Raw genomic sequence first — 22,835 nt, 5'->3', positions numbered from 1 at the left:
TCCATAGACCTGCTCGACCAGCCCCTGTGGGAAGGAGCAAACTCGGCAAACCAGAGAAAACACCAGCCCACCGCCCCAGCCCCAAGCCCGCCAGGCCCCCGCGCCACCGCTTGACCCACCACACCGGCACCTGGCCCCGTGCCTACCTCACCCATCTCGGACTCAGTAGGCGGTGAAGCCCCCGTCCACTGTCACCACACTGCCGGTGACGCGGCGAGATTCGTCCGCGGCCAGCCACAGAGCGGCCGAGGCGACGTCCTCCGGTTCCATCAGGGCGTTCATCGGCTGGGAACCGACGAAGATCTCCTCGTGTTCCGCGACCGGTACGTCGAGGGAGCGTGCGATCTCGGCCAGCATGCGCCCTTCGGCGTGATCGTCGTCCCGGACCGAGCCCGGGCAGACGGCGTTGACCCGCACCTTGTGCGGGGCATAGTCCAGGGCTGCCGCCTTCGTCAGACCCACCAGGCCGTGCTTGGCGGCAACATACCCCGCGAAGTGGCGGTATCCGACCAGGCCGGCGGTGGAGGCTATGTTGATGATGCTGCCCGATTTCTGGCGGACCATGTGGCCGCCGACGGCGCGGATCAACCGCCACGCGCCCGTCAGGTCCACATCCAGCATCAGCTGCCATTCCGGCTCGTCGATCTCGTGGACGGGGCGTCCCGACGGTGCGGCGATTCCCGCGTTGTTGACCAGCACGTCGATCTGTCCGAACCGGTCGAGCGCGGTACGGACCGCGGCCTCGACCTCGGTACTGTGCCGGACATCGGCCTCAGCCACCAGCACGGCCGCTCCGGCTTCCCTGCACAGCGCTGCCGTGTGGTCCAGCTGACTGGCCGAGCCGAGTGGATACGGGACGCCGGCCAGGTCGGACGCCACGTCGAGAAGGATCAGGTCGGCTCCCTCCCTCGCGAAGGCAACGGCCGTGGCGCGGCCGAGGCCGCGTGCCGCGCCGGTGATCAAGGCGGTCCTGCCTGCCAGGCGGCCGGTCATCGTGCCGTCACCGGACCTTCCAGGAGGGCCTCGGTGACGATCCGGAGCACGTCCCCCGCGCTCTCGGTGAGATACATGTGGCCGCCCGGGAGCTCGGTGCTGACGAAGCCGCCGGTCGTGGCCTCCACCCACTGGGCACATTCCATTGCACTGACCAGATCGTCGTCGGCGCCGCGCAGCGCCGTGATGGGCGCGTTCAGGGGGTCCTGGTACGAGGGGCGGTAGTTCTCATGCATCTCCACGTCGGCTCGGAGCAACGGGACCAGCAGTTCGAGCATCTCTTCGTCCTGCATGGCTTGGTGCGTGTATCCGGCGAAGCCCTGCACGCGGGTCAGGAACTGCTCGTCGCTCAGCCCGGTGGCACGGCGGGCCCGGGGCTTCCACGGGCCCGCCGATCCGCTGACCACGAGCCGCTCCACCGGCAGCCCGCCCAGGTCGCCGATCCGGTGCGCCAGTTCGTACGCGAGGACTGCGCCGAGGCTGTGGCCGAAGACCACGATGCGCTCCGCGCCGTCCAGCTGGGGCTCCAGCCACGCCCAGGCCTCGTCCATCGCCGAGGAGGCGTCGGTGTGGGTCTCGTCGAGGAACCGTTCCTCGCGGCCGGGCAGCTGGACGGCGGCTATGCGCAGACCATCAGCGGCGAGAGGCTGCCACTTGCGGAAGAAGGAAGCTCCGGCTCCGGCGAACGGGAGACAGACCAGGACGGTGGGCTCGATGGATTGCATGGGTACCTCTGCTTGGGGTCCGGGTGGGGAGGGGGCGGCTGCTACCGGGAGGCGCCGTCGAGGTCGAGCACCAGACGGTCGAATCCGCGGAAGGTCCGGTTCTTGCGCCAGGCGACCTCCTTCACCGTCGCGTCGGGGAACCGCCTGGCAAACCCGGTGAGGAGCTGGGCGACCGTGATCCGGGCGAGGGGAGCTCCGACGCAGTAGTGCATGCCGAAACCGAAGGCGACGTGGTCGGAACGGTCCGCTCCCTGGTGATGCGTGGTGGGGGCGGTCGGCAGCTGCGGTGTGTCGAAGAGGTCACGGCCGGTGAGGGACACCAGTACGAGGTCTCCCTCCATGACGGTCCTGCCGCCCAGTTCAGTGGTGGACGTGGCGATGCGGGCGACGTGGCCGAGCGGTGCATAGACCTCCAGGGCCCGCTCGACCACTTCCTTCGCCGCTTCGTCAGTGTCCGCTGCGGCGATCCGGGGGGCCAGGCCGTTGCCCAGCATGTGCCAGAGGGAGAAGCCGATCAGGCCGACCGTGGTCTCGAGCCCCCCGAACATCACCATGGAGGAGGTAGCCAGACGGTCCCATTCGCTGCCGCTGGCCCGGCTCCAGATGCTGTCCTCGTCGGGGGCGTTCTTGATGAACTCCCCCATCTCCCGGAGCGCGTCCTGGGCGCCGACGGCGCAGTCCCGGCGGTAGGAAGTGCCGAGGAAGTCCGTGAGCGCCTTGGCCCAGCGGTGCAGGCTCAGGTGGTCGCTCCCGGGCAGGCCGAGCAGCAGGCCGATGGTCCGGGCCGAGATCCGGTCGGCGAGTTCGGCAACGGCGTCGTGACTCTCCGAGGCTGCGTACGCGTCGAGTTCCTCGTCGACGATGACCTCGATGGTCTCCTCCAGCCTGCGGATGCGGCGCGGGGAGAAGAGCGGCTGGACCGCACGGCGGGCGGTGGTGTGCCGGCTGCCGTCGAGCAGGACGAACCACCGGCGCATCGTCTCGATGAGATGCGAGCACTCCTCGTGCATGTCGGTTGGCAGGTAGCTGAGATTGGCAGCCTCAAGGGTCTCCGAGGAGAGGTGGGGGTCCTCCAGAGCGGCCTGGGCCGCCTGCCGGCCCCACACCACCCAGCATCCGAGTTCGTCGTAGTACTGGACCGTGGAAGCGGTGGAGGTGTCGTCTGTCGTCACGTTCTGTCCTTCTCTGGGATACCGGCGGACCGATGGCTGGTGGGGAGGTCGCGCTGCCGCCTCATCGGACCGAAGGCCAGGATGACCCAGCAGGGTGCCAGGAGTCCCGTCATGATCCACATGGCGGCGCGCGGCCCGAGTGCGTCGCCGATGAATCCGCCGAGCAGCGAGCCGAGGGGGATGGTGCTGTGATTGAGCACCATGGTGGTGGCCACGACACGTCCCAGCAGCCCGGGCGGGCAGTACGTCTGGCGGAAGCTGCCGAGGACGACGTTGCACGACGTAATCCCGACGCCGATCACGAACGCTCCGCCCGCGTAGAGGACCAGGCCGGCCCCTTCGGTGGCCAGGGGCATCAGCAGCGCGAAGGGGCAGGTGAGGAGTTGCATCAGCAGCATGCCGCGACCGGTGCCGAAGCGGCGTCCGACGGCTTCGGCGACGACGGCCCCCACGATGCCGCCGATGCTCCCGGAGGTCAGCAGCATTCCGACGGTGGCGGAGTTGACCCCCACCGTGCGTACCAGGAAGACCACTTGGACCGCCTGGTAGCCCATCAGGGCCAGGTTGACCAGGGCGCCGTATATGACCATGGGACGCAGATAGCGGTCACGGAGGACGAACCGCAGCCCCTCACCGATCCTGCTCCGCAGGCTCTCCGCCGGGGCATCAGGCGCCGGCGGCGGCTCCGTGGCCCGGATCGAGGTGAGACACAGCGTGGAGACCAGAAAGGTGAACGCGTCGAGGAGCAGTCCGGCGACCGCACCGATGAACTGGGTGATCAGGCCGGCGAGTCCGGGGCCCGCCACGTTGGTCGCCGACTCACTCGCCTGAAGCTTGGAGTTGCCTTCGAGCAGATCTCCCTCCGTCAGGACGGTGGGCAGGTAGGCGTGGTTGGCGGTGTTGAAGAACACCGCGCTGGTGCCCAGGGCCAGCGCGACGATCAGCAGCTGCGCGAAGGTCAGGGCGTCCAGCCAGGCCGCGAGCGGGACACTGGCGCAGAGCACCGCGGACACCGTGTTGCAGACGATCATCACGGGGCGTCGGCGCATGCGGTCCACCCAGGCGCCTACCGGCAGGCCGATCAGCAACCAGGGCAACCAGACCACAGCCGCCAGGGCGCCCACCGCCGTGGCACCTGTGTCCAGCACCGTGACCGCGATCAACGGCAGGGTCACGGAGGTCACGCTGTTTCCGAGCGTCCTGGCGGTCTCACCGAACCACAGGAGCCGGTAGTCCCGTATTCGCAGCACCGAGCCACGCAATGTCGTGTTCATGAACCTATCTTGTGCCGTTAGGGACGGATCACCGCGGCCGGGAAGGCAGGGGTCTCGCCGATCCGGTCGATCAGGGGGATATCGCGGATGTCGCCGTGGCCGAGCACCCACATCAGGAAGCGCTCCACGCCCATGCCGAATCCCGCAGTACGCATGGGGAACTGCTCGCGCATGCTCACGTACCAGGCGTACTCCTGCTCGTTGACATCGTGCATGACCATGGACTTCCGCAGGAGTTCCACGTCAGAGTGACGCTCTCCGCCCCCCACGATCTCGCCCAGGCCGAAGAACAGGTCGGCGTTTCGGGCGGTCTGCCCGTTCTCGTCCCCGAAGGCCTGGTAGAACGGAACCGCCAGGGAGTCGAAGTGGTGCACCCACACGAACTCGCTGACCCGTTCCATCAGCAGCCGCTCGCCCTTGCGGGTGAGGCTTCGCCAGGTACCCGCGTCGTGTACGCACCCTTCGGTGTCACCGACGATGCGGACGGCCTCGGCGAAGGTGAGCTGCTCGAACGGGGCGCCGTGGCCGGCCATGCGTTCCAGGTGGGAGACGTTGCCGCGGGCGGTGGCCAGACGATCGCCGTGCTGGTCCAGGACGGCGGCGGCGAGGGCCTTCACGTAGCCGTCGACGTAGTCGGTCATCTCCTCAAGGCCGCCGGGTATCTCGGCCTCGCTGTGCGTGTACTGGTTCAGGTGGGTTTCGTCGGGCGTCTCGCCCCGGTAGGAGGGCTGGATGTCCCAGCAGCCGCCGGGGGCAAGTCGGCAGCCGTACTCGAGCGCGAACTGCATGGAGTCGGGCAGATAGGTGTCGACGCCGAGGACGGAGACGGGGACCGGCTCGGAGTCGCTGCCGAGAGCCGTGGGGCAGGTGACGGTCCGGGTGGTCAGCGGGAAGGGAAGGTTGCGCAGGCCCCTGCCGTTCGCGTAGTCGGCGGTCGCGGTGCGCACGGTGTGGAACAGATCGGCGACCAGGGCGTACCACGGAGAGCGCAGTGCGCGCACGAAAGCGTCCGGCTCGTTGCTGCCGTGGATGGACGGCGGCTGCAGGATCGACATGTTCAGGACTCCTTGCTGCGGTTGTGCTGTTCGTCCGCCGTCGGCGGGATGTTCTGATTGCGGTGCAACACGTTGCCGGGGTCGTAGGTGTTCTTCACCGCCGCGAGGCGGGCGTGGCGGGCCGCGCCGTACACCTCGCGCACCCGGCCGGCGTGCTCGTCTTGGAGGTAGTTCACGTACGCCCCGCCGGTGCTGAGGGGAGCGAGGCGCTCGATGGCGCGGCGCGGCCAGTCCGTGTTCACGGCGTCCTGGCCCGGGTCGGTCCACTGTGAGGAGACCGTGCAGATGTACGGGGCTTCCCGGCTGGGGAAGGCCGATTCCTCGTCGGGAACGTCGGTGATCGCTCCGCGGAGGTACTCGAAGTCGACGGAGGACAGGCGGGAGGGCATGTCGAGCGCGATCCCCGCGAACTCCTCCGCTTCCTTCGGGGAGAGCTCGGCGAGGTAGCAGGACTTGGTGAAGTACCGGTTGCCGTGCGGCTCACCGTGATCGCCAAGGGCCTGGAGCTCCGCGTAGGACAACAGACGGGTGAGTTCGGCCGCGGGCCGGACGTCAGCGAACAGGGAAGCGGTGCGGGACGGCCCCTCGGCCGGGTCACCGAACCAGGTCGCCGTCAGGAAGAGGGCGCGCTCACCGCGTAGTGCGACGGGGATCCACTCCTGGTCGCCGGCGAACTTCAGGCATCCGACGGCGTGCAGGTCGGGCCCTTGCCGCTCGGCGAACCCGCGGTAGGCGGCCAGCGCCTGCACGGCCTGGTCCAGCGGGTAGACACCGACATGGTGGTGCACCGGGCCCACCGGCCTGAGCCGGAGCGTGAACCGCGTGACGATGCCGAAGTTCCCGCCGCCGCCCCGGAGGGCCCACAGCAGCTCGGGGTGGTTGTCCTCGTCGGTCTCGACGACCGTCCCGTCGGCCAGGACCACCTCGGCGGCCAGGATGTGGTCGCAGGTCAGTCCCCACTTGCGGGCGAGCCAGCCGTATCCTCCGCCGAGGGCGAGCCCGCCCAGGCCGGTGTGCGAGACGACGCCCGCAGGGCAGGCCAGCCCGTACGGGGTGGTCGCGGCGTCCACGTCGCGCAGCAGAGCTCCGCCCCCCGCCAGGGCGATCCCGGCAACGGGGTCCACTTCGACGTCCGACAGGGGGCCGAGGTCGATCAGCACGGCACCGTCCGCGAGCGCGGTCCCGGCCACGTTGTGGCCCCCGCCCCGGACGGTGACGTCCAGGCCCGTCACGGCCGCGTGGCGCAGGGCCAGGGAGACCTCGCCCGTGTCACGACAGCGTGCGATGAGAGCCGGACGCCTGTCGTGCATGCCGTTCCAGATGCGGCGCGCCTCGTCGTAGCCGGGGTCCTCAGGGGCCAGCCAGTGGCCGGGTAGGGAGGTGGGAAGGGTTTCCGTGTGCATGGGTGTCACTTGGCTCCTTGCGTGTCTACGTCTGTACCCCTGGGTGCGGGGGCGGCGGCTTCGAGGAAGTCGATGAGGGTCTGTGCGATCACCGCGCGAGGCTGGTCCGCCATGGCCTCCTCGTGGGCACAGGCAAGCGGGATCGTGTCCAGCCGGGAGACGTGCGGCAGCCATGTCTCGGGGGTGGGGCCGTCGGCGTCGCGGCCCTCGGTGGCGGTGAAGAACAGGGCCGTACCATCGAAGGTCTCGGGGTCCCAGGCGGCTGCGAGCCTGCTGCTGTTGACGCCGATGTCGACCATGCGGTCGAACTGCTCACGCGGCATCGGCAGGCGGCCGGCGGCGTCCTCGTGCAGGTCTGCGAGCCAGCTGCCGAAGTCGTCGCTGTGGCCCGCCGGATCCAGGGCTTCTCCGGCGAGGGTGGCCAGCAGGGCGTACGCGTCCCACTGGGCCTCGTCGGCGTAGTCCGGGTAGGGCCAGGCCTGCCCGGGGTAGGAGTCGACGAGCGCGAGCAGTTCGACCGTGTCGCCGGACGCCCGGAAGCGGGCGGCAAGGGCCTGGGCGATGTTGCCGCCCAGGGACCAGCCGAGCAGCCGGTAGGGGCCTTCGGGCTGTACGGTGCGGATCTGCCGGGCGATCAGGTCGATGAGCGTGGCGAAGTCCTCCGGTACGGGCGCGCCGGCGGTGAGTCCGGGTGCCTGGATGCCGTACACGGGCAGTTCCTCGGGCAGGTCCCGGGCGAGCGGCGCGTAGCTCCATGCCAGTCCGGTGGCGGGGTGCACGCAGAACAGCGGGCGTTCACCGCCGTTCGTGGCGCGGGCCGGGGTGTGCAGCGGCAGCAGGACCTCGTAGTCGGATGCTTCGCCGCCCTGGGCTTCGAGGAGCCGGCCCGGGGTGGGGTGGCGGAACAGGTCGCTCACGGCGAGGCGGGTGCCGAGCTCCGTGCGGACCCGGGACACCAGCCGCATGGCGAGCATGGAGTGGCCGCCGAGGGCGAAGAAGTCGTCGTCGACCCCGACCTCGGGCAGCCCGAGCACCTCGGCGAACAGGGCGCACAGGGCTTCCTCGCGCGGGGTGCGCGGAGCGCCGGCCGAGGTGGTGACAGCGGTCTGCGGGGTGGGAAGGGCCTTGCGGTCGAGCTTGCCGTTGACGGTGAGCGGCATCTCATCCAGGACAACGAAGGAGGAGGGGACCATGTACTCGGGGAGGGCGGCCGCCACGTGGGCGCGCACAGCCGCCGGATCGGCGCCGGTGGCCGGGGTGGCGGGCACGACGTAGGCCACGAGCCGCTTGTCGCCGGGCCTGTCCTCTCGTACGAGCACGGCGGCCTGCCCCACGGTGTCGTGGGCCTCGATCACTGCCTGGACCTCGCCGGGCTCCACGCGGAAGCCGCGGATCTTCGTCTGGTGGTCGACGCGGCCGAGGAACTCCAGTTCGCCGGCGGCGTTCCAGCGAGCCAGGTCGCCGGTGCGGTACATGCGGGTGCCCGGCTCCCCGTACGGGTCGGCGACGAAGCGTTCCGCCGTCAGCGCGGGCCGCTGCGCGTAGCCGCGGGCGAGGCCGGCTCCGGCGACGTACAGCTCACCGGGGACGCCGACTGGGACGGTCTCCAGCCGTGCGTCCAGTACGTACGCCCGGGTGTTCCACAGGAGCCGACCGATGGGGGCGCGGCCGCCTGAGGGCAGGGATTCGGGACGGATGACCGAGATGGACACGTCGTCGGAGCACTCGGCGGGACCGTAGACGTTGGCGAGCGGGACGTCGGGGAACCGCTTGTACCAGCGGGTGACGAGGTCCGGCGGGAGTTCCTCTCCGTGGACGAGCATCCAGCGCAGCCCGGCGCAGTGCTCGGCGGTGCGGTCGTCGGCGTCCCACAGGTCGAGGATGGCGCGCAGGACGGCCGGCACGATCTGGATGACGGTCACTCCGTGGGCCGCCACCGCCTCGACCATGGCCTGCGGGTCGCGGGCGGTGTCCTCGTCGAAGACGTGTACTCGGCCGCCGGCGAGGAGCAGGGTGAGCGTCTGCCAGATGGAGACGTCGAAGGTCAGCGGGGCGTTGAAGGCGATGGTGTCGGCCTCGTCGAGTCCGTAGAGGTCGATCACCGCGCGCAGGTGGTTGGAGAGTCCGCGGTGGGGGACCAGTACGCCCTTGGGGCGGCCGGTGGAGCCGGAGGTGAACACCGAGTAGGCGATGGCCTCGGGAGAGGGGACCGGGGCGGCGACCGGGGCAGCGGCCGGGGCCGGCGCCATGTCGGGCAGGACCACGGTGACCGGCGCTCCGGCGCAGGCGGCCGCGATCTCCCGGGCGCGATCGGCGAGTGCGGGCGCGGCCAGCAGGTAGCGCACCTCGGCGTCGGCGAGCATCTGGGCGGCGCGGCGAACGGGCGTGCCGGGATCGAGCGGCATGTAGCCGCCCGCGGTGCCCAGGGCGCCGACCACCGCGGTGACGAACCATGGGCTGCGTTCGGACAGGACCGCGGTGAGCTCGTCCGGTCCCGCGCCTGCGGCGGCGAGGGCCGCCGTCACGGCGGCGGCATCGCGGGCGAGCTCGGCGTAGCTGCTGCTGCCGTGCGCGTCGGAGACGGCGGGCGCGTCCGGCCGCTCGGCGGCCAGGGTCCGGATGCGGGCGGGCAGGTCGATGGGACTCTCGGCGACGGCGGGGCCGTTCCAGTCGGTCAGCAGGCGCTGCCGTTCCTGCGCGGACAGCAGGTCCAGTTGGCCGATCGGGCGGTGCGGGTCGGCGACGGCTGCCTCGAGCAGGCGGACCAGGCGCTGTCCGAGTGCGACGACGGTGGCGTGGTCGAACAGTTCCGTGGCGTATTCGAGTACGGTCCGCAGCCCGGCCGGGCGGCCGGTCCCGTCGCGCCGGTCCTCGAAGTCCACCGACAGGTCGAACTTGGCGGTGTCGGTGCCAAGGGGCTGCATACGCACACGGGCGCCGGGGAAGCGGAGGTCTCCTCCGAGGAATCCGTCGTCGAGGGCCACCAGTACCTGGAACAGCGGGTGCCAGGCGAGCGAGCGCTCGGGGTTGACTTCTTCCACCAGGCGGTCGAAGGAGACGTCCTGGTGTGCGTACGCGGCCAGGTCGGCTTCGCGTACCCGTGCCAGCAGATCGGCGAAGCCAGGGTTGCCGGAGGTGTCGGTGCGCAGCACGAGGGTGTTGACGAAGAACCCAACCACGTCGTCGAGGCTCTCCTCGGCGCGCCCGGCGACGACGGTACCGAGCGGGATGTCCTCGCCGGCGCCCGAGCGGGTCAGGACGGCGGCGACGGCGGCCTGCAGGACCATGAAAAGAGTGGATCCGGTGGTCCGGGCCAGATCCAGGACCTGCTGGTGGAGCTCCGCGGGCAGGTCGAGCTCGACGGTGGCACCGAGGTGTCCGGCGACGGCCGGGCGGGGGCGGTCCCACGGCAGCTCGATTTGCGGGGGCAGCCCGTCCAGGGCCCGGCGCCAGTGGGCGAGCGAGCGCTCGTGGGCCTCGCGGCCCGGCCCCTCCTGGGTGCGCCGCTGCCACAGGGCGTAGTCGGCGTACTGGACGGGCAGGAGGGTGAACGCGGGGGCGGCGCCGGCCAGCCGGGCCTCATAGGCGAGGGTGAGGTCGCGCAGGAGCGGGCGCATCGACAGGCCGTCGCCGGCGATGTGGTGGAGCAGGATGAGCAGCACGTACTCGCCCGTGCCCTCTTGCCCATCGGTGCCGGCAGCCTCGAACAGCCAGGCGCGCAGCGGGATCTCGGTGGTCACGTCGAAGCTGTGGCGGGCGGCTCGGGCGACCTCTTCGTCGAGCGCGGCTGCGGGCACCCGGAGTTCGACCAGGGAGGGCTCGGCCTGCCCGGCGGGCAGAATCAGCTGGTGGGGCTCGCCGTCGGGTGCGGGGAAAAGGGTCCGCAGTGCCTCGTGGCGGCCGAGTACGTCACCCAGCGCAGCCCGCAGTGCGGAGGCGTCGACACGGCCGGTGAGCCGCAGCGCGAGGGGGATGTTGTACGTGGGGCTGGGGCCGTCGACCTGGCCGAGGAACCACAGCCGCTGCTGTGCGTACGACAGCGGGATGTGCTCCGGCCGGTCCGCGACGGCCGTCGGGGGGCCGGCGGGGGTGGTGGTGCCGTCGTCCGCGGCGAGGAGCGCGGCCAGCGCGGATGCGGTGGGCGCCTGGAAGAGGTCGCCGATGCTGATGCGGACCCCGAGCGCCGTGCGGGCGCGGGAGACCAGTCGCATGGCGAGCATGGAGTGGCCGCCGAGGCCGAAGAAGTCGTCGTCGGCACCGACCCGGGAAAGGTCCAGGACCTCGGCGAACAGCGCGCACAGGATTTCTTCGCGGGCGGTGCGGGGAGCGCCCGCGGAGGCGGTGGCGGCATGCGGGGCGGGCAGGGCCTTGCGGTCGAGCTTGCCGTTGACGGTGAGCGGGAGGGAGTCCAGCACGATGACGGACGAGGGCACCATGTAGTCCGGCAGGGTGCGCCGGGCGAGGTCGGTGAGGGCGGCGGGGTCCACGCTCCGGCCGCGTTCGGCGGGGACTACGTAGGCGACGAGGCGCTTGTCCCCGGGGCGGTCCTCGCGGACGACGGCGGCGGCTTCGGCGACCGAGGGGTGCTCGGCCAGTACGGCCCGTACCTCACCGGGTTCGATGCGCAGGCCGCGGATCTTGACCTGGTCGTCGGTCCGTCCTACGCATTCGAGTTCTCCGGCAGTGTTCCAGCGGGCGAGGTCACCGGTGCGGTACATGCGGCTGCCGGGCGGGCCGTAGGGGTCGGCGACGAACCGCTCGGCGGTGGCCGCGGGCATGCCGAGGTAGCCGCGGGCGACCCCGGGCCCCGCCAGGTACAGTTCGCCGGTCGCGCCGTGGGGTGCCGGCTTCAGGCGGGGGTCGAGGACCATGGCGCGCATGCCGTCGAGCGGGCCGCCGATGGGCAGCGGTTCGGGGACGGGGCCGTCGGCGGGTACCGCGAACCGGGTGGCGAAGGTGGTGGTCTCGGTGGGGCCGTAGCCGTTGACGACCCGTACGCCGGGGTGAGCGTCGCGGAGCCGGCGTACGGCAGTGGCGGAGACTGCCTCGCCGCCCGCCCAGATCTCCTTGAGCGAGCCGAGGGCGTCGGGGGCCGCTTCCACCATGTGGTGGAAGAGGGCGGCGGTGAGCCAGGCGGCTTCCACCCGGTGGCCGGTGAGGGCGGCGGCGAGCGTTTCGGTGTCGAGGTCCCCAGGGGGCGCGAGGACGCAGCAGCCACCGTTCAGCAGTGGCACCCACAGCTCGTAGGTGGCGGCGTCGAAGGCCGGTGAGGAGTGGAGCAGGACCCGCCGGTGGGCTGCTGCGGCGAAGGCGCTGTCGGCGGCGAGCGCGGTGATGCCGGCGTGGGTGGCCATGACGCCCTTGGGCGTACCGGTGGAGCCGGAGGTGAACATGATGTACGCGAGCCGGTCGGGGTGCGCGGTCACCGGCGGAAGGGGCCCGTCCAGGACGGGGACCGGTCCGTCGGCGGCGTCGGCGCGGACCACGCGGATGCGGGGGTCGAGGCCGAGGGCGGCCACATCGCCGCGGTCGGTCAGCAGGAACCGGGCCCCGGTCGCGGCGGTGATCGCCTCGATCCGCGAGGGCGGGTAGCGGCGGTCGAGGGGCACGTAGGCCGCGCCGGCCTTCAGTACGGCCAATTCGGCAACGACGAGTTCCACGGAGCGGTCCATCAGGATCGCCACGGGGGCTTCCGCAGCGATCCCGTCCTGGCCGACGAGCCGGGCGGCCAGGGCGTCGGCCCGCGCGTCGAGTTCGCGGTAGGTGACCTCACGCTGCCCGCAGACCAGGGCGACCGCCTCCGGGGTCGCTGCGGCCTGGCGGGCGAACAGCTCCGGTACCGAGGGTGCGGCGGGGGCGGTAGGGGCGCCGACGCCCCGCTCGGGCAGGGAGTCAGGGGTGCCCGCAGGCAGCAGTTCGAGCTCGCTCAGGCGCAGGCCGGAGCCATCGGGCAGCTGCTCCAGCACCCGCAGCAGCGAGGCGACGAGCCGCTCCACGGTGGACCGGTCGAACAGGTCGGTGGCGAACTCGGCGAAGCCGGCAAGGCCCTGGGGTTCGCCTTCGGCCGCCTCCAGCTCGCGGATGTTGAAGCCCAGCTCGAACTTGGAGACGGAGGTCGGGACCTCGTGAATGCGGGCGCCGGGCAGGGAGGGCAGGTCGCCGGCGGCAACGGCGCTGCCGTTGAACGCGAGGGACACCTGGAACAGGGGGCTCCAGGCGAGCGAGCGCTCGGGGTTGAGGGCCTCGACCACCCGGTCGAAGAGCACGTCCTGGTGGGCGTACGCGGCGAGGGCGCCGGCTCTCACCCGGTCGAGCAGCGCGGTGAACGCCGGGTCCCCGGAGGTGTCGGTGCGCAGCACCAGGGTGTTGACGAAGAAGCCGACCACGTCGTCGAGGCTCTCTTCGGCGCGGCCCGCGACCGGGGTGCCGATGGGGATGTCCTCTCCGGCGCCGTACCGGGTGAGCACGGTGGCCAGGGCTGCCTGGAGCACCATGAACAGGGTGCTGCCGGTTGCTCGGGCCAAGCCGGCGAGCCGGGCGTGGAGGTCGGCGTCGATGGCGAAGTCGACGCCTGCGCCGCGGAACGAGCGGGTGGCGGGGCGTGGCCGGTCGAAGGGCAACGGCAGCTGCTCCGGGGCGCCGGCGAGGGCCTGGCGCCAGAACTCCAGCTGGGCGTCGGGCGTGGCGTCCGCACCGGATCCGTCGGTGGCCGCGGTGGCGGCGACGTCGTGCTGCTGCACGCTGTACTGCGCGTAGCGTACGGCGAGGGGCGTGAAACCGGGTTCTGCTCCGGCCAGGCGAGCCTCGTAGGCCTCGGCCAGGTCGCGCAGCAGGGGGCGCAGGGACCAGCCGTCGCCGGCGATGTGGTGCATGAGGATCAGCAGCACGTGCTCGGTGCCGCCGGACTCCTCGGTGGTGAAGAGCCAGGCACGCAGCGGGGCATCGGTGGTGATGTCGAAGGAGAGGCTGACGGCCGCCTCCGACAGGGTCCGGTCCAGGTCCTCGCGGCGGACGGCGGCTGTGGTGAGAGCCGCATGGGCGTCGGCGGGGTCCAGCACCCGCTGGTACGGGATGCCGTCGTCCTCGGGGAAGACAGTCCGCAGGGGTTCGTGGCGGGTCACCACGTCGGCGAGGGCCGCTTCCAGGGCCGCAGGGTCGACCGGGCCGTGCAGGCGGACGCCCAGCGGCATGTTGTAGCGAGGGTTGGGGCCTTCGACCTGGGCGACGAGCCACAGCCGCCGCTGGGCGGGCGACAGCGGGATCCGGTCGGGGACCACCACGTCCTGCAGGGCCACGGTGGTCGGGGCTGCGGTGGTGGGCTGGTCGGCCTGTTCCAGGGTTCGGGCCAGACCGGCGACGGTGGGGCTCTCGAACAGCTTGCGGATGTGGATGCGGGTTCCGAAGACGGCCCGGATGCGGCTGATCAGCCGCATCGCCAGGAGCGAGTCGCCGCCCTCCTCGAAGAAGTTTCCGTCGACGCCGATCCTCGGTACCCCCAGGAGCTCGGCGAACAGGCCGCACAGGATCTCTTCCCGCGGGGTGCGGGGCGCGGAGCCCGTGGAGGCTGAGGAAGACACAGGAATCCCCTTCGTCGCGAACGGTGCGAAAAGCGTGTGCTGGTGCGGTCTTGGATCAGGTGCGGTCGGCGTCGAGAAGCCGACGCAGGGTGCTTTGGAAGCCCTGCCGAAGGTGCTGCGCGTCCGCCTCGGTGAAGGCGTCGGCCGAGGCCCGCAGGGTGCCGTGGATGTTGCCGACGCTCCCCCAGCCGAATTCCCACAGGGCCGGGAAATTGGCCCAGCGCGGCGGGATCGGCACCGTCGAAGTCCGCAGGCCCGGCAGCGGCAGCCGCGGGACCTCGGTGTCGATGTTGACGAGGTGGAGGAAGAGCGGGTCGCCGCCGGGGAGCCGCTGGATTCCGGCTGCGCGCAGGATCCGCGAGTACGGCAGCTCCTTGTGCGCCAGGCTCTCTTCGATCGCCTCGGCGTGGCGGAGCACCACGGCCGCCGGGGACATCGGGTCGGTCCAAGTGGTACGTACTGGCAGGGTGTTGAGGAGCGGACCCATGGCGGCCTGGAGTTCCTCGGTGTCGCGCCGCGCGGCGGGCATGCCGACGGTGGTGTCGTACGGCGGGCCGCCTGCGGCCACGGCGGCGCTCACTGCGGTGAACAGCACCACGGCCGGGGAGACCCGGGTCGAACGGGCGAGTCCGCGGATGCCCTGGGTCTCTGCGGCGCCGAGGCCCAGGGGCAGCGCCAGGAACGCTCCGCGTTCATCTTCGCAGGGCGGGGTGCGGCGCGGGTAGGGCTGCGGCTGTACGCCCGCCAGCCGGCCACGCCACCAGGCGTTGTCGCGGTCGTGGTCGCGGTCCTGTTCGGCCGCGGCGTCGGCGAAGAAGCCCGAAGCCTCGTCGGCGGGCCCGGCCGGGCCGCCCCGTGCCAGCGCGGCGTAGGCGAGACCGATCTCCCGCACCATCAGGGACAGGGACCAGCTGTCGCCCGCCACATGGTGCACGGCCAGGGCGAACCAGTGCTCCGTGGCGGAGCGGGATATGACACCCGCACGCACGGGTGGCTCCTCGTACAGGTCGAAGGGGACCTCCCAGAGCTCGGCGAGCTCTGCCGGCATGTGCGCGTCGCCGGGGCCGCCGCTGCCGTCCGTCGCCGTGCGCAGCGCCGGCAGTGGTGCGGTCGACGGGAGCGGTACGGCATGGGCGTCGTCGTAGGTGGCGCACAGCACGGGGTGGCGCCGGATGACGTGGTGCAGGGCCTGCTCCAGCCGTCCGGTGTCGAGCTCCCCGGTGATGCGGAAGCAGAGCGGCATGGCATACATGGGCCGGTCGCCGAGCGCCTCGTGGACGAGCATGGACTGCTGCATGTCGGAGAGGGGCAGGATGGGGTCCATGGCCGGTTACCCCTTTCCGGCGGCCGCGCCGGGCTGCGAGATCGCCGCGACCCAGGCCGCGAAGCTCGGCGCGCGCAGGCAGGAGCCGGGCGAGACCTCGGTGCCGACGAGCCTGCGGGTCCGGGCGCTGACGCGCAGGGCCAGCAGCGAGTGGCCTCCGAGGCTGACGAAGTCGTCGTCGTCCATGACCTCATCGACGGCGAGGACCTCCCGCCAGATCTCGCGCATTCGCTCGACGGCGGTGTCGGCGCCGTCACCGTCCGCGGTGCCGGCCGTTCCCGTGACGGTCGGCGGCGCAGGGAGCTCGCGGCGGGCCAGCTTGCCGTTGGGCAGCCGGGGCAGTTCCTCCACGAAGACGAACTGGCTGGGCTGCATGGCTGCGGGCAGCCGCTCGGCGGCGTGCCGGCGCAGCTCGCGGGCGGTCAGCACGATCCGGTCGGGCTCGGCGGCCGGGGCTGTCGCGGGCTCGGCGGCCCCAGCGGTGTCGCGGGTGGCGTACACGTAGGTGACGTCGGCTTCGGTACCGACGCTCCAGTCCTCGACGGAGTGCACGGTGAAGCCCGCGCCTTCGAGGATGCTACGGATCTCGGCACCGACGACGCTGCTGCGTTCGACCTCGAGACAGACCTGGCGGATGCTCTTCCAGTGGTCGGGGCGGATGCCGCGCAGGACGCTCAGCTCGGCACCCTCGGTGTTGATCTTGAGGAGGTCGACCCGGTCGATCTCCATGCGGTCCAGCAGGCTGGACAGGTCCGTGGTGTCGACCTCGTGGAGGCTGGCCCGGAGCCGTTCCTCGGCGTCGTGGAGCAGGCTGGCGGTCTCCTCCTCGGTACCGGCTCCCGCGCCGCCCGACTGGCGGTAGTGGGACTGGACCAGCTCCACCGCCTCGTCCTGACGGTGCTTCCCGAGCCCGGACAGGTAGCTGAGCCGGGGGAAGGAGGTCAGCGTCTCGGATCCGACGCGGTCCGTGACGGCCGCGGGGACGACGTCTGCGGTCACACCACCCAGTTCGAGGTTCACTCGCAGGTAGGGAAGGGTGTCCGGGTTGGGCTCGACGGCGACCAGGCGGATGCCCGGGGCCTGGCGGTGCGCCCAGAGGCCGAACAGCCCGATGTTCGCTCCGATGTCGACGACCACGTCGTCCTTGCCGAGGCACACGCCGAAGCGCGCGTACTCGTCCTGCTCGAAGATCTGCCGGTGGAGGAAGAGCGCCTCGTCCGGAGAAGCGGTGGCGACCGCGATGCCCTGGGGCAGCTGGATCCTCTGGAGGCCGTCGACGACGGGCGCGTGGGCGCGCTTGGCTGCGATGTACGCGACGAGCCGTACTCCGTCCGCCTCGTCGGGGACTGCGATCACGGAGGCGTCCTGGACCATCGGGTGGCCGCGCAGGACACTGTCGACCTCGCCGGGTTCGACGCGGACTCCGCGCACCTTGACCTGGTCGTCCAGGCGGCCCCGGAACTCCAGGCTGCCGGTGTCGAGGAGCCGGACGAGGTCGCCGGTGCGGTAGATGCGGCCGGTGCCGGTGAAGGGGTCGGGCCGGAAGCGCTCGGCGGTGAGCGGGGCGTCGTCGAGGTAGCCGCCGCCCACGGCGACACCGCCGATCCACAGTTCGCCGGTCTCCCCGGCCGGCACGGGCTGCATCGTCTCGTCGAGTACGTGGCAGTCGACGCCGTCGATGGGCCGGCCGATGGGGGCGATGTCGCCGTCGAACGGTTCGTCGCAGTCCCAGTAGGTGGCGTTCACCGAGGTCTCGGTGGGTCCGTACTGGTTGTAGAGGGAGGCGGGCAGCAGGGCGCGGAACCGTCGCACCAGGGTCATGTCCAGGGCTTCGCCGCCGCAGAACACCCGCCGCAGCGAGGTACACCAGGCGAGCTCTTCCTCGTCGATGACATAGCGCAGAACCGAGGGGACGAAGTGCGCGGTGGTGACTTCCGTCTCCTGGATGAGCCGCACCAGGCCCAGACTGTCGAACTGCAGCCCGGGCGGGGCGATGACGAGGGTGCCCCCGGAGATGAGCGGGGAGAAGATCTCGTGGATGGCGGCGTCGAAGGCTGAGGAAGCCTTGTGCAGAACCCGGTCGGTCGCGTCGAAGCCGTAGCGGCGGTGTCCCCACTCAAGCCGGTTGACCAGGCCCGCGTGGTGCAGGCGGACGCCCTTGGGCCGACCGGTCGAGCCTGAGGTGAACAGCATCATCGCGGTCAGCTCGGCGGAGTCGGCGGTACTGATGCGCAGCGTCTCAAGCTCGGCCGCCGGGACCGGCCGAGTGTCGGGAACCAGCCACAGGGCCGTGTCGGAGCCGTCGGTACCGCGCAGTTCAGGGGCGCCTGCACCCTCGTGCAGGATCACCCGGGGGCGGGCTGCCGAGACGACCTGGAGGCGCCGCTCCGCGGGGAACTCGGGGTCGAGGGGGATCGCGACGGCGCCGATCGCCATCGTCGCGATGAGCGCGCTGACGTAGGCCGCCGACCGGGGAAGGTGCAGTGCCACGTGATCGCCGGGGCGGATCCCGGCCGTGTGCAGTTGGGCCGCCACCGCGGCGACGCGCTCCCACAGTTCGCGGTAGGACAGTTCGCCGTCGGGGCCGAGCACGGCCGGGCTGTCGGCGTACGGGCCGGTGGCCGTCTGCAGCAGGTCGGGTACAAGGGTCGACGCCATCTCAGACCGCCTTCCGGGCCAGGGCCACGATCGCGACCCGCGGCACCTCGGCCGCGAATCCACCGTCGACTTCACGGACTACCGGGCGCACCGGGCACTCGGGAGGTGAGGAAAGCCGTTCAAGATAGGCCGAGTGGTCGAAGAAATCGGAGAGAAGGTCCCAGGCCTGGGCGGGAGTTCGCTGACCGGAGAAGTAGGTCCGAATACCGTACATGTCGGCGACGTAATCGCACATCCGGTCGCGCGCGTCCTCGGCGGTGGCGCCGCGGACAATCAGCGGGTCGTAGACGTCCACGACGCGGACCGATACCGGAAGACCTGCGAAGATGTCCGTCAGCTCCTCCCGGCTGAAGTGCCGGTAGTCGTGGCCGGTAGGCGAATGGGTGTGGACGGCCTCGGTGAAGAACCGTGCCATGGGGCTGGTCTCATCGAAGTCGTGCAGGACGACCCGGCCTCCGGGCCTCACGACCCGGACGGCCTCGGCGGCGGCCCTGCCCCGGTCCGCGGGGGCGATGTGGTGGGTGCCGTACGCGAGAAGGGCCGCGTCGACGGATCCGTCACGCAGGAGCAGCGCCTCGGCTGCCTGACGCACTGCGGGCAGACCGTGCTCCAGCGCCTGGGCGACCATCCGGCCCGAGATGTCACCGGTGACGATGTTCAGCTTGGCGACGTCGCTGTGGGCGCGCCCGGCGACGGCCCGGGCGATGGTGCCGTCTCCGCCGAGTACGTCGAGGACGGTCACGTCTCCGTCCGCGTCCCCCGGGGTTGCCAGGGCGAGCAGCTGGGCGGCACCCGTCCAGCGGACGTACACGTCCTGCTGCGCGCGCCGGTAGGAGTCTCCGCGTCCGGTCTCGTCGGAGTCGAACTCGTTGGTGAGGAGCTCCAGAGCCGACAGGATGTCAGTCGATCGGGCGCGATCGAGGTCGAGCAGAGTGTGGAGCCGCGGATGCTCCGCCGCTACGGTGCGGATGTATTCGTCGAACGGGACGGAAGGCAGATATGCGCCTTCGGACACGGTGAACCGACCCCCTGCCGGTGGTTTGCACTGAAGAACTGGAATACGGCCGGGCCGTCAGACGCGACCGAAGTCAGCCGTTCTGGGCGTTGGCTAGCGCTGCCGGCCTCATATCGGTCCACCGGCTCTCGATATGGGCGAGGCAGTCTCCCCTCGACCCTTCTGCGACAGACTTCCAGCCAGACGGAATTTCAACCCACGACGGCCACAGAGAATACTGATCCTCGGAATTTACCAGTACGTGGAATGTCCCTGAAGCTTCGGCCTCAAAGGGATTAAGGGGCATCATTTTCCCATCTCTTTGTGGTCCACGGCAGTTCGCCGCGACGACGCCAGGACTGCAGATCTTCGGCAAAGCGCCGCTGAAGTGCAGCTTCATCCTGCCCAGAGCCTCGCTCGAAGATCAATGTAGCCTAGGTCACACTCGACGTACCGCCCGGTATGTCGGGCTTGAATCCGAGATAAAGAAAGCGCCATCCGGATGGCCGGGTTCCCCGTGGAGAGAATTTCAGCCACATCGAAACCAGCCGATCCGAGCCCTTGACGTCAGCCGGAAATCCTCTTGATAATCAACCGGCCCCGACCTTGATCACTTCTGGAGTTCGGTCGTGCCTGCTCATCGAAGCTCCCAGCTGCCACCGGCCGGGGAGCACTTCTCAGTCCACAGCCACTCGTTGCACGTGACGCTTCCCCACGACGCTGGTGCGAACGACCTGACCCCACTGCTCCCAGCGGGACTCTGGAGAGAGGACGTGCCACACCCGTGGGGCGCGCCCCCTGCCCGCCGCCGTCTCCAGGCCGAACTGGCCCGCCCGGTTGACCCGACCGCCGCACAGCCGCGCGCCGTGCTGCTGTGCCACACCGACGGGCCGACCGAACTCGTCCTGTCCGCACACCGGTCGAGGCTGGATGCCCGCGCACTGCGCCTCATCGCCGACGAGGTGGTCGGGGCGACGGCCCGGGAGGACGGACCAGAAGGCGGATCGACCGCCGCGCGAAGCGCGGTACGGCGGCAGCTGCGGCATCAGGACGCCCTCCTGCCGCCGCCGGCCGGCCCCGGCTCCGCCATCTGGGACGTCTGGAGCTCCGCGGAGCTCTCCCAGCGCCCCGGCTGGGCCTCACCCGGTATCCCCCTCCCGGCCGACGCGACCGACGCCGTGGCCCGTACCGCAGTGCTGAGCGTCCCCCTCCAGACGACTCCGCCCGGGCCGAGGACGGCAGGGTCCTCCACCGTCTCGGCGATCCTGGCCGTAGCTGCCGCCCTTGTGCTCGGCCGCTACGAGGGCCAGGAGCGGCCCCTGCTGGCAGCGGTCGCACCCGATCCCGGCCGCCTGCCGCGGGCCCTCGGTGCCCACGACTTCACCACACTGGTCGCACCCGCCCTCTCGGGGGCCGAGGACGTGCCCGGCCTGGTCGGTTCCGTCCGGCAGCAGTTGCGCGACCCGTCCCTGCGCTGCGACGCCGCCGTCTACACCGCCCTGACCCGCGAGGCAGGCGGCCGGGTCCTGGTCGGTCTCCTGCCCGAGACGGACGAGGGGCAGGTTCCCTGCCACAGCGCACCCTTCCCCCTCACCCTGGTACCCCGCCGCGGTGCCGACGCCGGCTTGTGGCTGGAAACCCACTACCACCGCACCGAGATCGACGCGGACTCCGCACGGCGCTTCTCCGAGCACGTCGCCCGCACGTACGAGGCCGTCGCCACTGCCGCGCCCGGCACGCTCCCCCAGCACATCGACCCCGTGGGTCCTGATGAGCGGCGCTCGCTCACCGCACCGGGTGGAACGGCGGACGGCGCTCCGCGGTCACCACACCGCGAGGTGCGGATCGACACCCTCTTCACGGAGCGGGCCACGGCCGCCCCCGACGCCGTCGCCGTGACCTACGAGGAGGAACGGCTCACTTACGGCGAACTGCTCGCCCGTGCCCGGCGGCTCGCGGCCGGCCTGGTCTCCCGGGGCGTCCGACCCGGCGACCACGTCGGCGTCTGCCTGGAACGGTCCGCCGAACTCGTCGTGACCCTGCTCGCAGTGCTGCTCGCCGACGCCGTGTACGTACCCATGGATCCGGCCTATCCGGCCGCCCGGCTCGCCGCCACCGCGCATGACGCCGGCCTGGACTTGATCATCACCGAGCTACCGGCCATACCGGGCGCTGAAGACCGCCGCCTGCTGGCACCCGCAGCGCTCGCGGCTGCCGGAGCCGACGCGCCCGCCCCGCCGGACCCCGTCCGGGGACCGGACACCGCCGCGTACATCATCTACACCTCCGGGTCCACCGGCCGCCCCAAAGGCGTCGTCATCCCGCACCACAACGTGACCGCCCTGCTCGACGCCACCCGCGACGGGTTCCGGCTCGGCCCCGATGACGTCTGGACCCTCTTCCATTCCAGTGCCTTCGACTTCTCGGTCTGGGAGATGTGGGGCGCACTGCTCACTGGTGCCCGGCTGGTCGTCGTTCCGTACTGGGTGAGCCGTACTCCGGACGACTTCCGCGCGCTCCTGGTGCGAGAAGGCGTGACGGTGCTCAGCCAGACCCCCTCCGCATTCGGCCAGCTGGCCGAGGCGGACCTCCGGCATCGGGCGGAACTGCCGCTGCGTCTCGTCGTCTTCGGTGGTGAGCCCCTCGACACCGCCCCGCTCCCCCGCTGGTTCGACCGGTACCCTGAGACCCGCTGTCGCCTGGTCAACATGTTCGGGATCACTGAGACCACGGTCCACGTCACCGCCCACGAGGTGCACCGCAGGGACGCCCTCACCGGATCCCGTTCGGTCGGGCGGCCCCTGCCCGGCTGGCGGGTGTACGTGCTCGACCCGAGCGGACGACCGCTGCCGTACGGGGCACCCGGTGAGATCCACGTGGCCGGGGCCGGGGTGGCACTCGGCTACTGGAACCGGCCCGAACTGACCAGTGAGCGTTTCGTGCCCGACCCCTACCATGGGGGGCTCATGTACCGCAGTGGGGACCTCGGCCGACTCCGCCCGGACGGAACCCTCGAACACCTGGGCCGGCTGGACAGCCAGGTGAAACTGCGCGGCTTCCGGATCGAACTGGACGAGATCCGCTCAGTCCTGCTCAACGACCCTGACGTGGGCGCTGCCGTCGTGGTCCTGAACGGCGACCGGCCAGGCGGCGCCGCCGCCGACGTGCGCATCGACGCCTACGTGGTGGCTGCGGAGGGCGCCTCCCTGGACCCGTCCGCCGTCCGCCGACGGGCGACCCGGTCCCTGCCGGAGTTCATGCTGCCGACAGGGGTCACCGTGTTGTCGACCCTGCCCCTCACGGTCAACGGCAAGGTCGACATGCGTGCGCTGCCTGCGCCCGAGACAGCCCCGGTTCCGTCGTCGCCTTCCGCCGCCTGCCCGCCCGGACCGTCGACTCGGGAACACCCCGCCGCAGATCTCGCGACCGCGCTCGCTCAGGTGTGGGAGCAGGTACTCGGCGTGCCCGTCGGTCCGGACGACAACTTCTTCGAGCTGGGTGGCAACTCACTGCAGGCGGTACGCGCAGCTGCGGTGGTCCGGGAACAGGGACTGCCCCCCGTACCGATGCGAGAGCTGTACCGCACACCGACCGCGAAAGCCCTGGCCGCCGTACTCGCCCCCGGTCCCGCCACCGAACAGTGAAGGACGAACCCTCTCC

General features: G+C 71.2%; 12 protein-coding genes. 1 reads left to right on the top strand and 11 read right to left on the bottom strand.

From position 1 onward, the window contains the following. Positions 1-162 precede the first annotated feature (162 nt). The 11 genes from SLAV_RS38865 to SLAV_RS38815 all read right to left on the bottom strand — a co-directional run bounded on the left by SLAV_RS38865 (position 163) and on the right by SLAV_RS38815 (position 19,482). Complete coding sequence (locus SLAV_RS38865) at positions 163-993, bottom strand: SDR family oxidoreductase (RefSeq protein ID WP_030239980.1); 831 nt, start codon at positions 991-993, stop codon at positions 163-165. Continuing rightward, positions 990-1,718, bottom strand: a complete 729-nt coding sequence (locus SLAV_RS38860) for a thioesterase II family protein (protein WP_030239982.1) — start codon at positions 1,716-1,718, stop codon at positions 990-992. The genes SLAV_RS38865 and SLAV_RS38860 overlap by 4 nt, the downstream gene beginning before the upstream one ends. A 41-nt stretch (positions 1,719-1,759) precedes the next feature. Then, positions 1,760-2,890, bottom strand: coding sequence for a cytochrome P450 family protein (locus SLAV_RS38855; RefSeq protein WP_030239984.1), 1,131 nt, complete (start codon positions 2,888-2,890; stop codon positions 1,760-1,762). Next, entirely contained in the window at positions 2,887-4,164 is a 1,278-nt protein-coding gene (locus tag SLAV_RS38850) for an MFS transporter (protein ID WP_030239987.1), read from the bottom strand. Before SLAV_RS38850 ends, SLAV_RS38855 begins: the two co-directional genes overlap by 4 nt. 17 nt (positions 4,165-4,181) lie before the next feature. Further along, positions 4,182-5,219 (bottom strand): amino acid--tRNA ligase-related protein, encoded by a 1,038-nt coding sequence (locus SLAV_RS38845; protein WP_063760376.1) that lies wholly within the window; start codon positions 5,217-5,219, stop codon positions 4,182-4,184. A 2-nt stretch (positions 5,220-5,221) separates the two neighbouring features. Then, entirely contained in the window at positions 5,222-6,622 is a 1,401-nt protein-coding gene (locus tag SLAV_RS38840) for an FAD-binding oxidoreductase (protein WP_037688838.1), read from the bottom strand. A gap of 5 nt (positions 6,623-6,627) precedes the next feature. Continuing rightward, the gene (locus SLAV_RS38835) at positions 6,628-14,199 is read right to left on the bottom strand and encodes a non-ribosomal peptide synthetase (protein ID WP_051841441.1); all 7,572 of its coding nucleotides are present in this window, start codon (positions 14,197-14,199) and stop codon (positions 6,628-6,630) included. Positions 14,200-14,254: 55 nt separating this feature from the next. Then, the gene (locus SLAV_RS38830; RefSeq protein WP_030239996.1) at positions 14,255-15,523 is read right to left on the bottom strand and encodes a condensation domain-containing protein; all 1,269 of its coding nucleotides are present in this window, start codon (positions 15,521-15,523) and stop codon (positions 14,255-14,257) included. A 6-nt stretch (positions 15,524-15,529) separates the two neighbouring features. Beyond that, positions 15,530-18,181 carry an amino acid adenylation domain-containing protein gene (locus SLAV_RS38825; RefSeq protein WP_051841442.1) on the bottom strand — a complete coding sequence of 884 codons (2,652 nt, stop codon included), beginning with the start codon at positions 18,179-18,181 and terminating at the stop codon, positions 15,530-15,532. A 1-nt stretch (position 18,182) separates the two neighbouring features. Then, the gene (locus tag SLAV_RS38820; RefSeq protein WP_030240002.1) at positions 18,183-19,196 is read right to left on the bottom strand and encodes a class I SAM-dependent methyltransferase; all 1,014 of its coding nucleotides are present in this window, start codon (positions 19,194-19,196) and stop codon (positions 18,183-18,185) included. Between the two features lie 73 nt (positions 19,197-19,269). Continuing rightward, positions 19,270-19,482, bottom strand: coding sequence for an MbtH family protein (locus SLAV_RS38815; protein ID WP_078950676.1), 213 nt, complete (start codon positions 19,480-19,482; stop codon positions 19,270-19,272). Positions 19,483-19,948: 466 nt separating this feature from the next. On the opposite strand from SLAV_RS38815, the gene SLAV_RS38810 reads away from it, so the two are divergent. Beyond that, complete coding sequence (locus SLAV_RS38810; RefSeq protein WP_051841443.1) at positions 19,949-22,819, top strand: non-ribosomal peptide synthetase; 2,871 nt, start codon at positions 19,949-19,951, stop codon at positions 22,817-22,819. The last annotated feature ends 16 nt before the right edge of the window (positions 22,820-22,835 follow it).

This window comes from Streptomyces lavendulae subsp. lavendulae (assembly GCF_002803845.1).
Classification (GTDB): Bacteria; Actinomycetota; Actinomycetes; order Streptomycetales; family Streptomycetaceae; genus Streptomyces; species Streptomyces lavendulae.
Note: the sequence above shows the minus strand (reverse complement) of the source record. Positions and strands in the feature narration are given on the sequence as shown.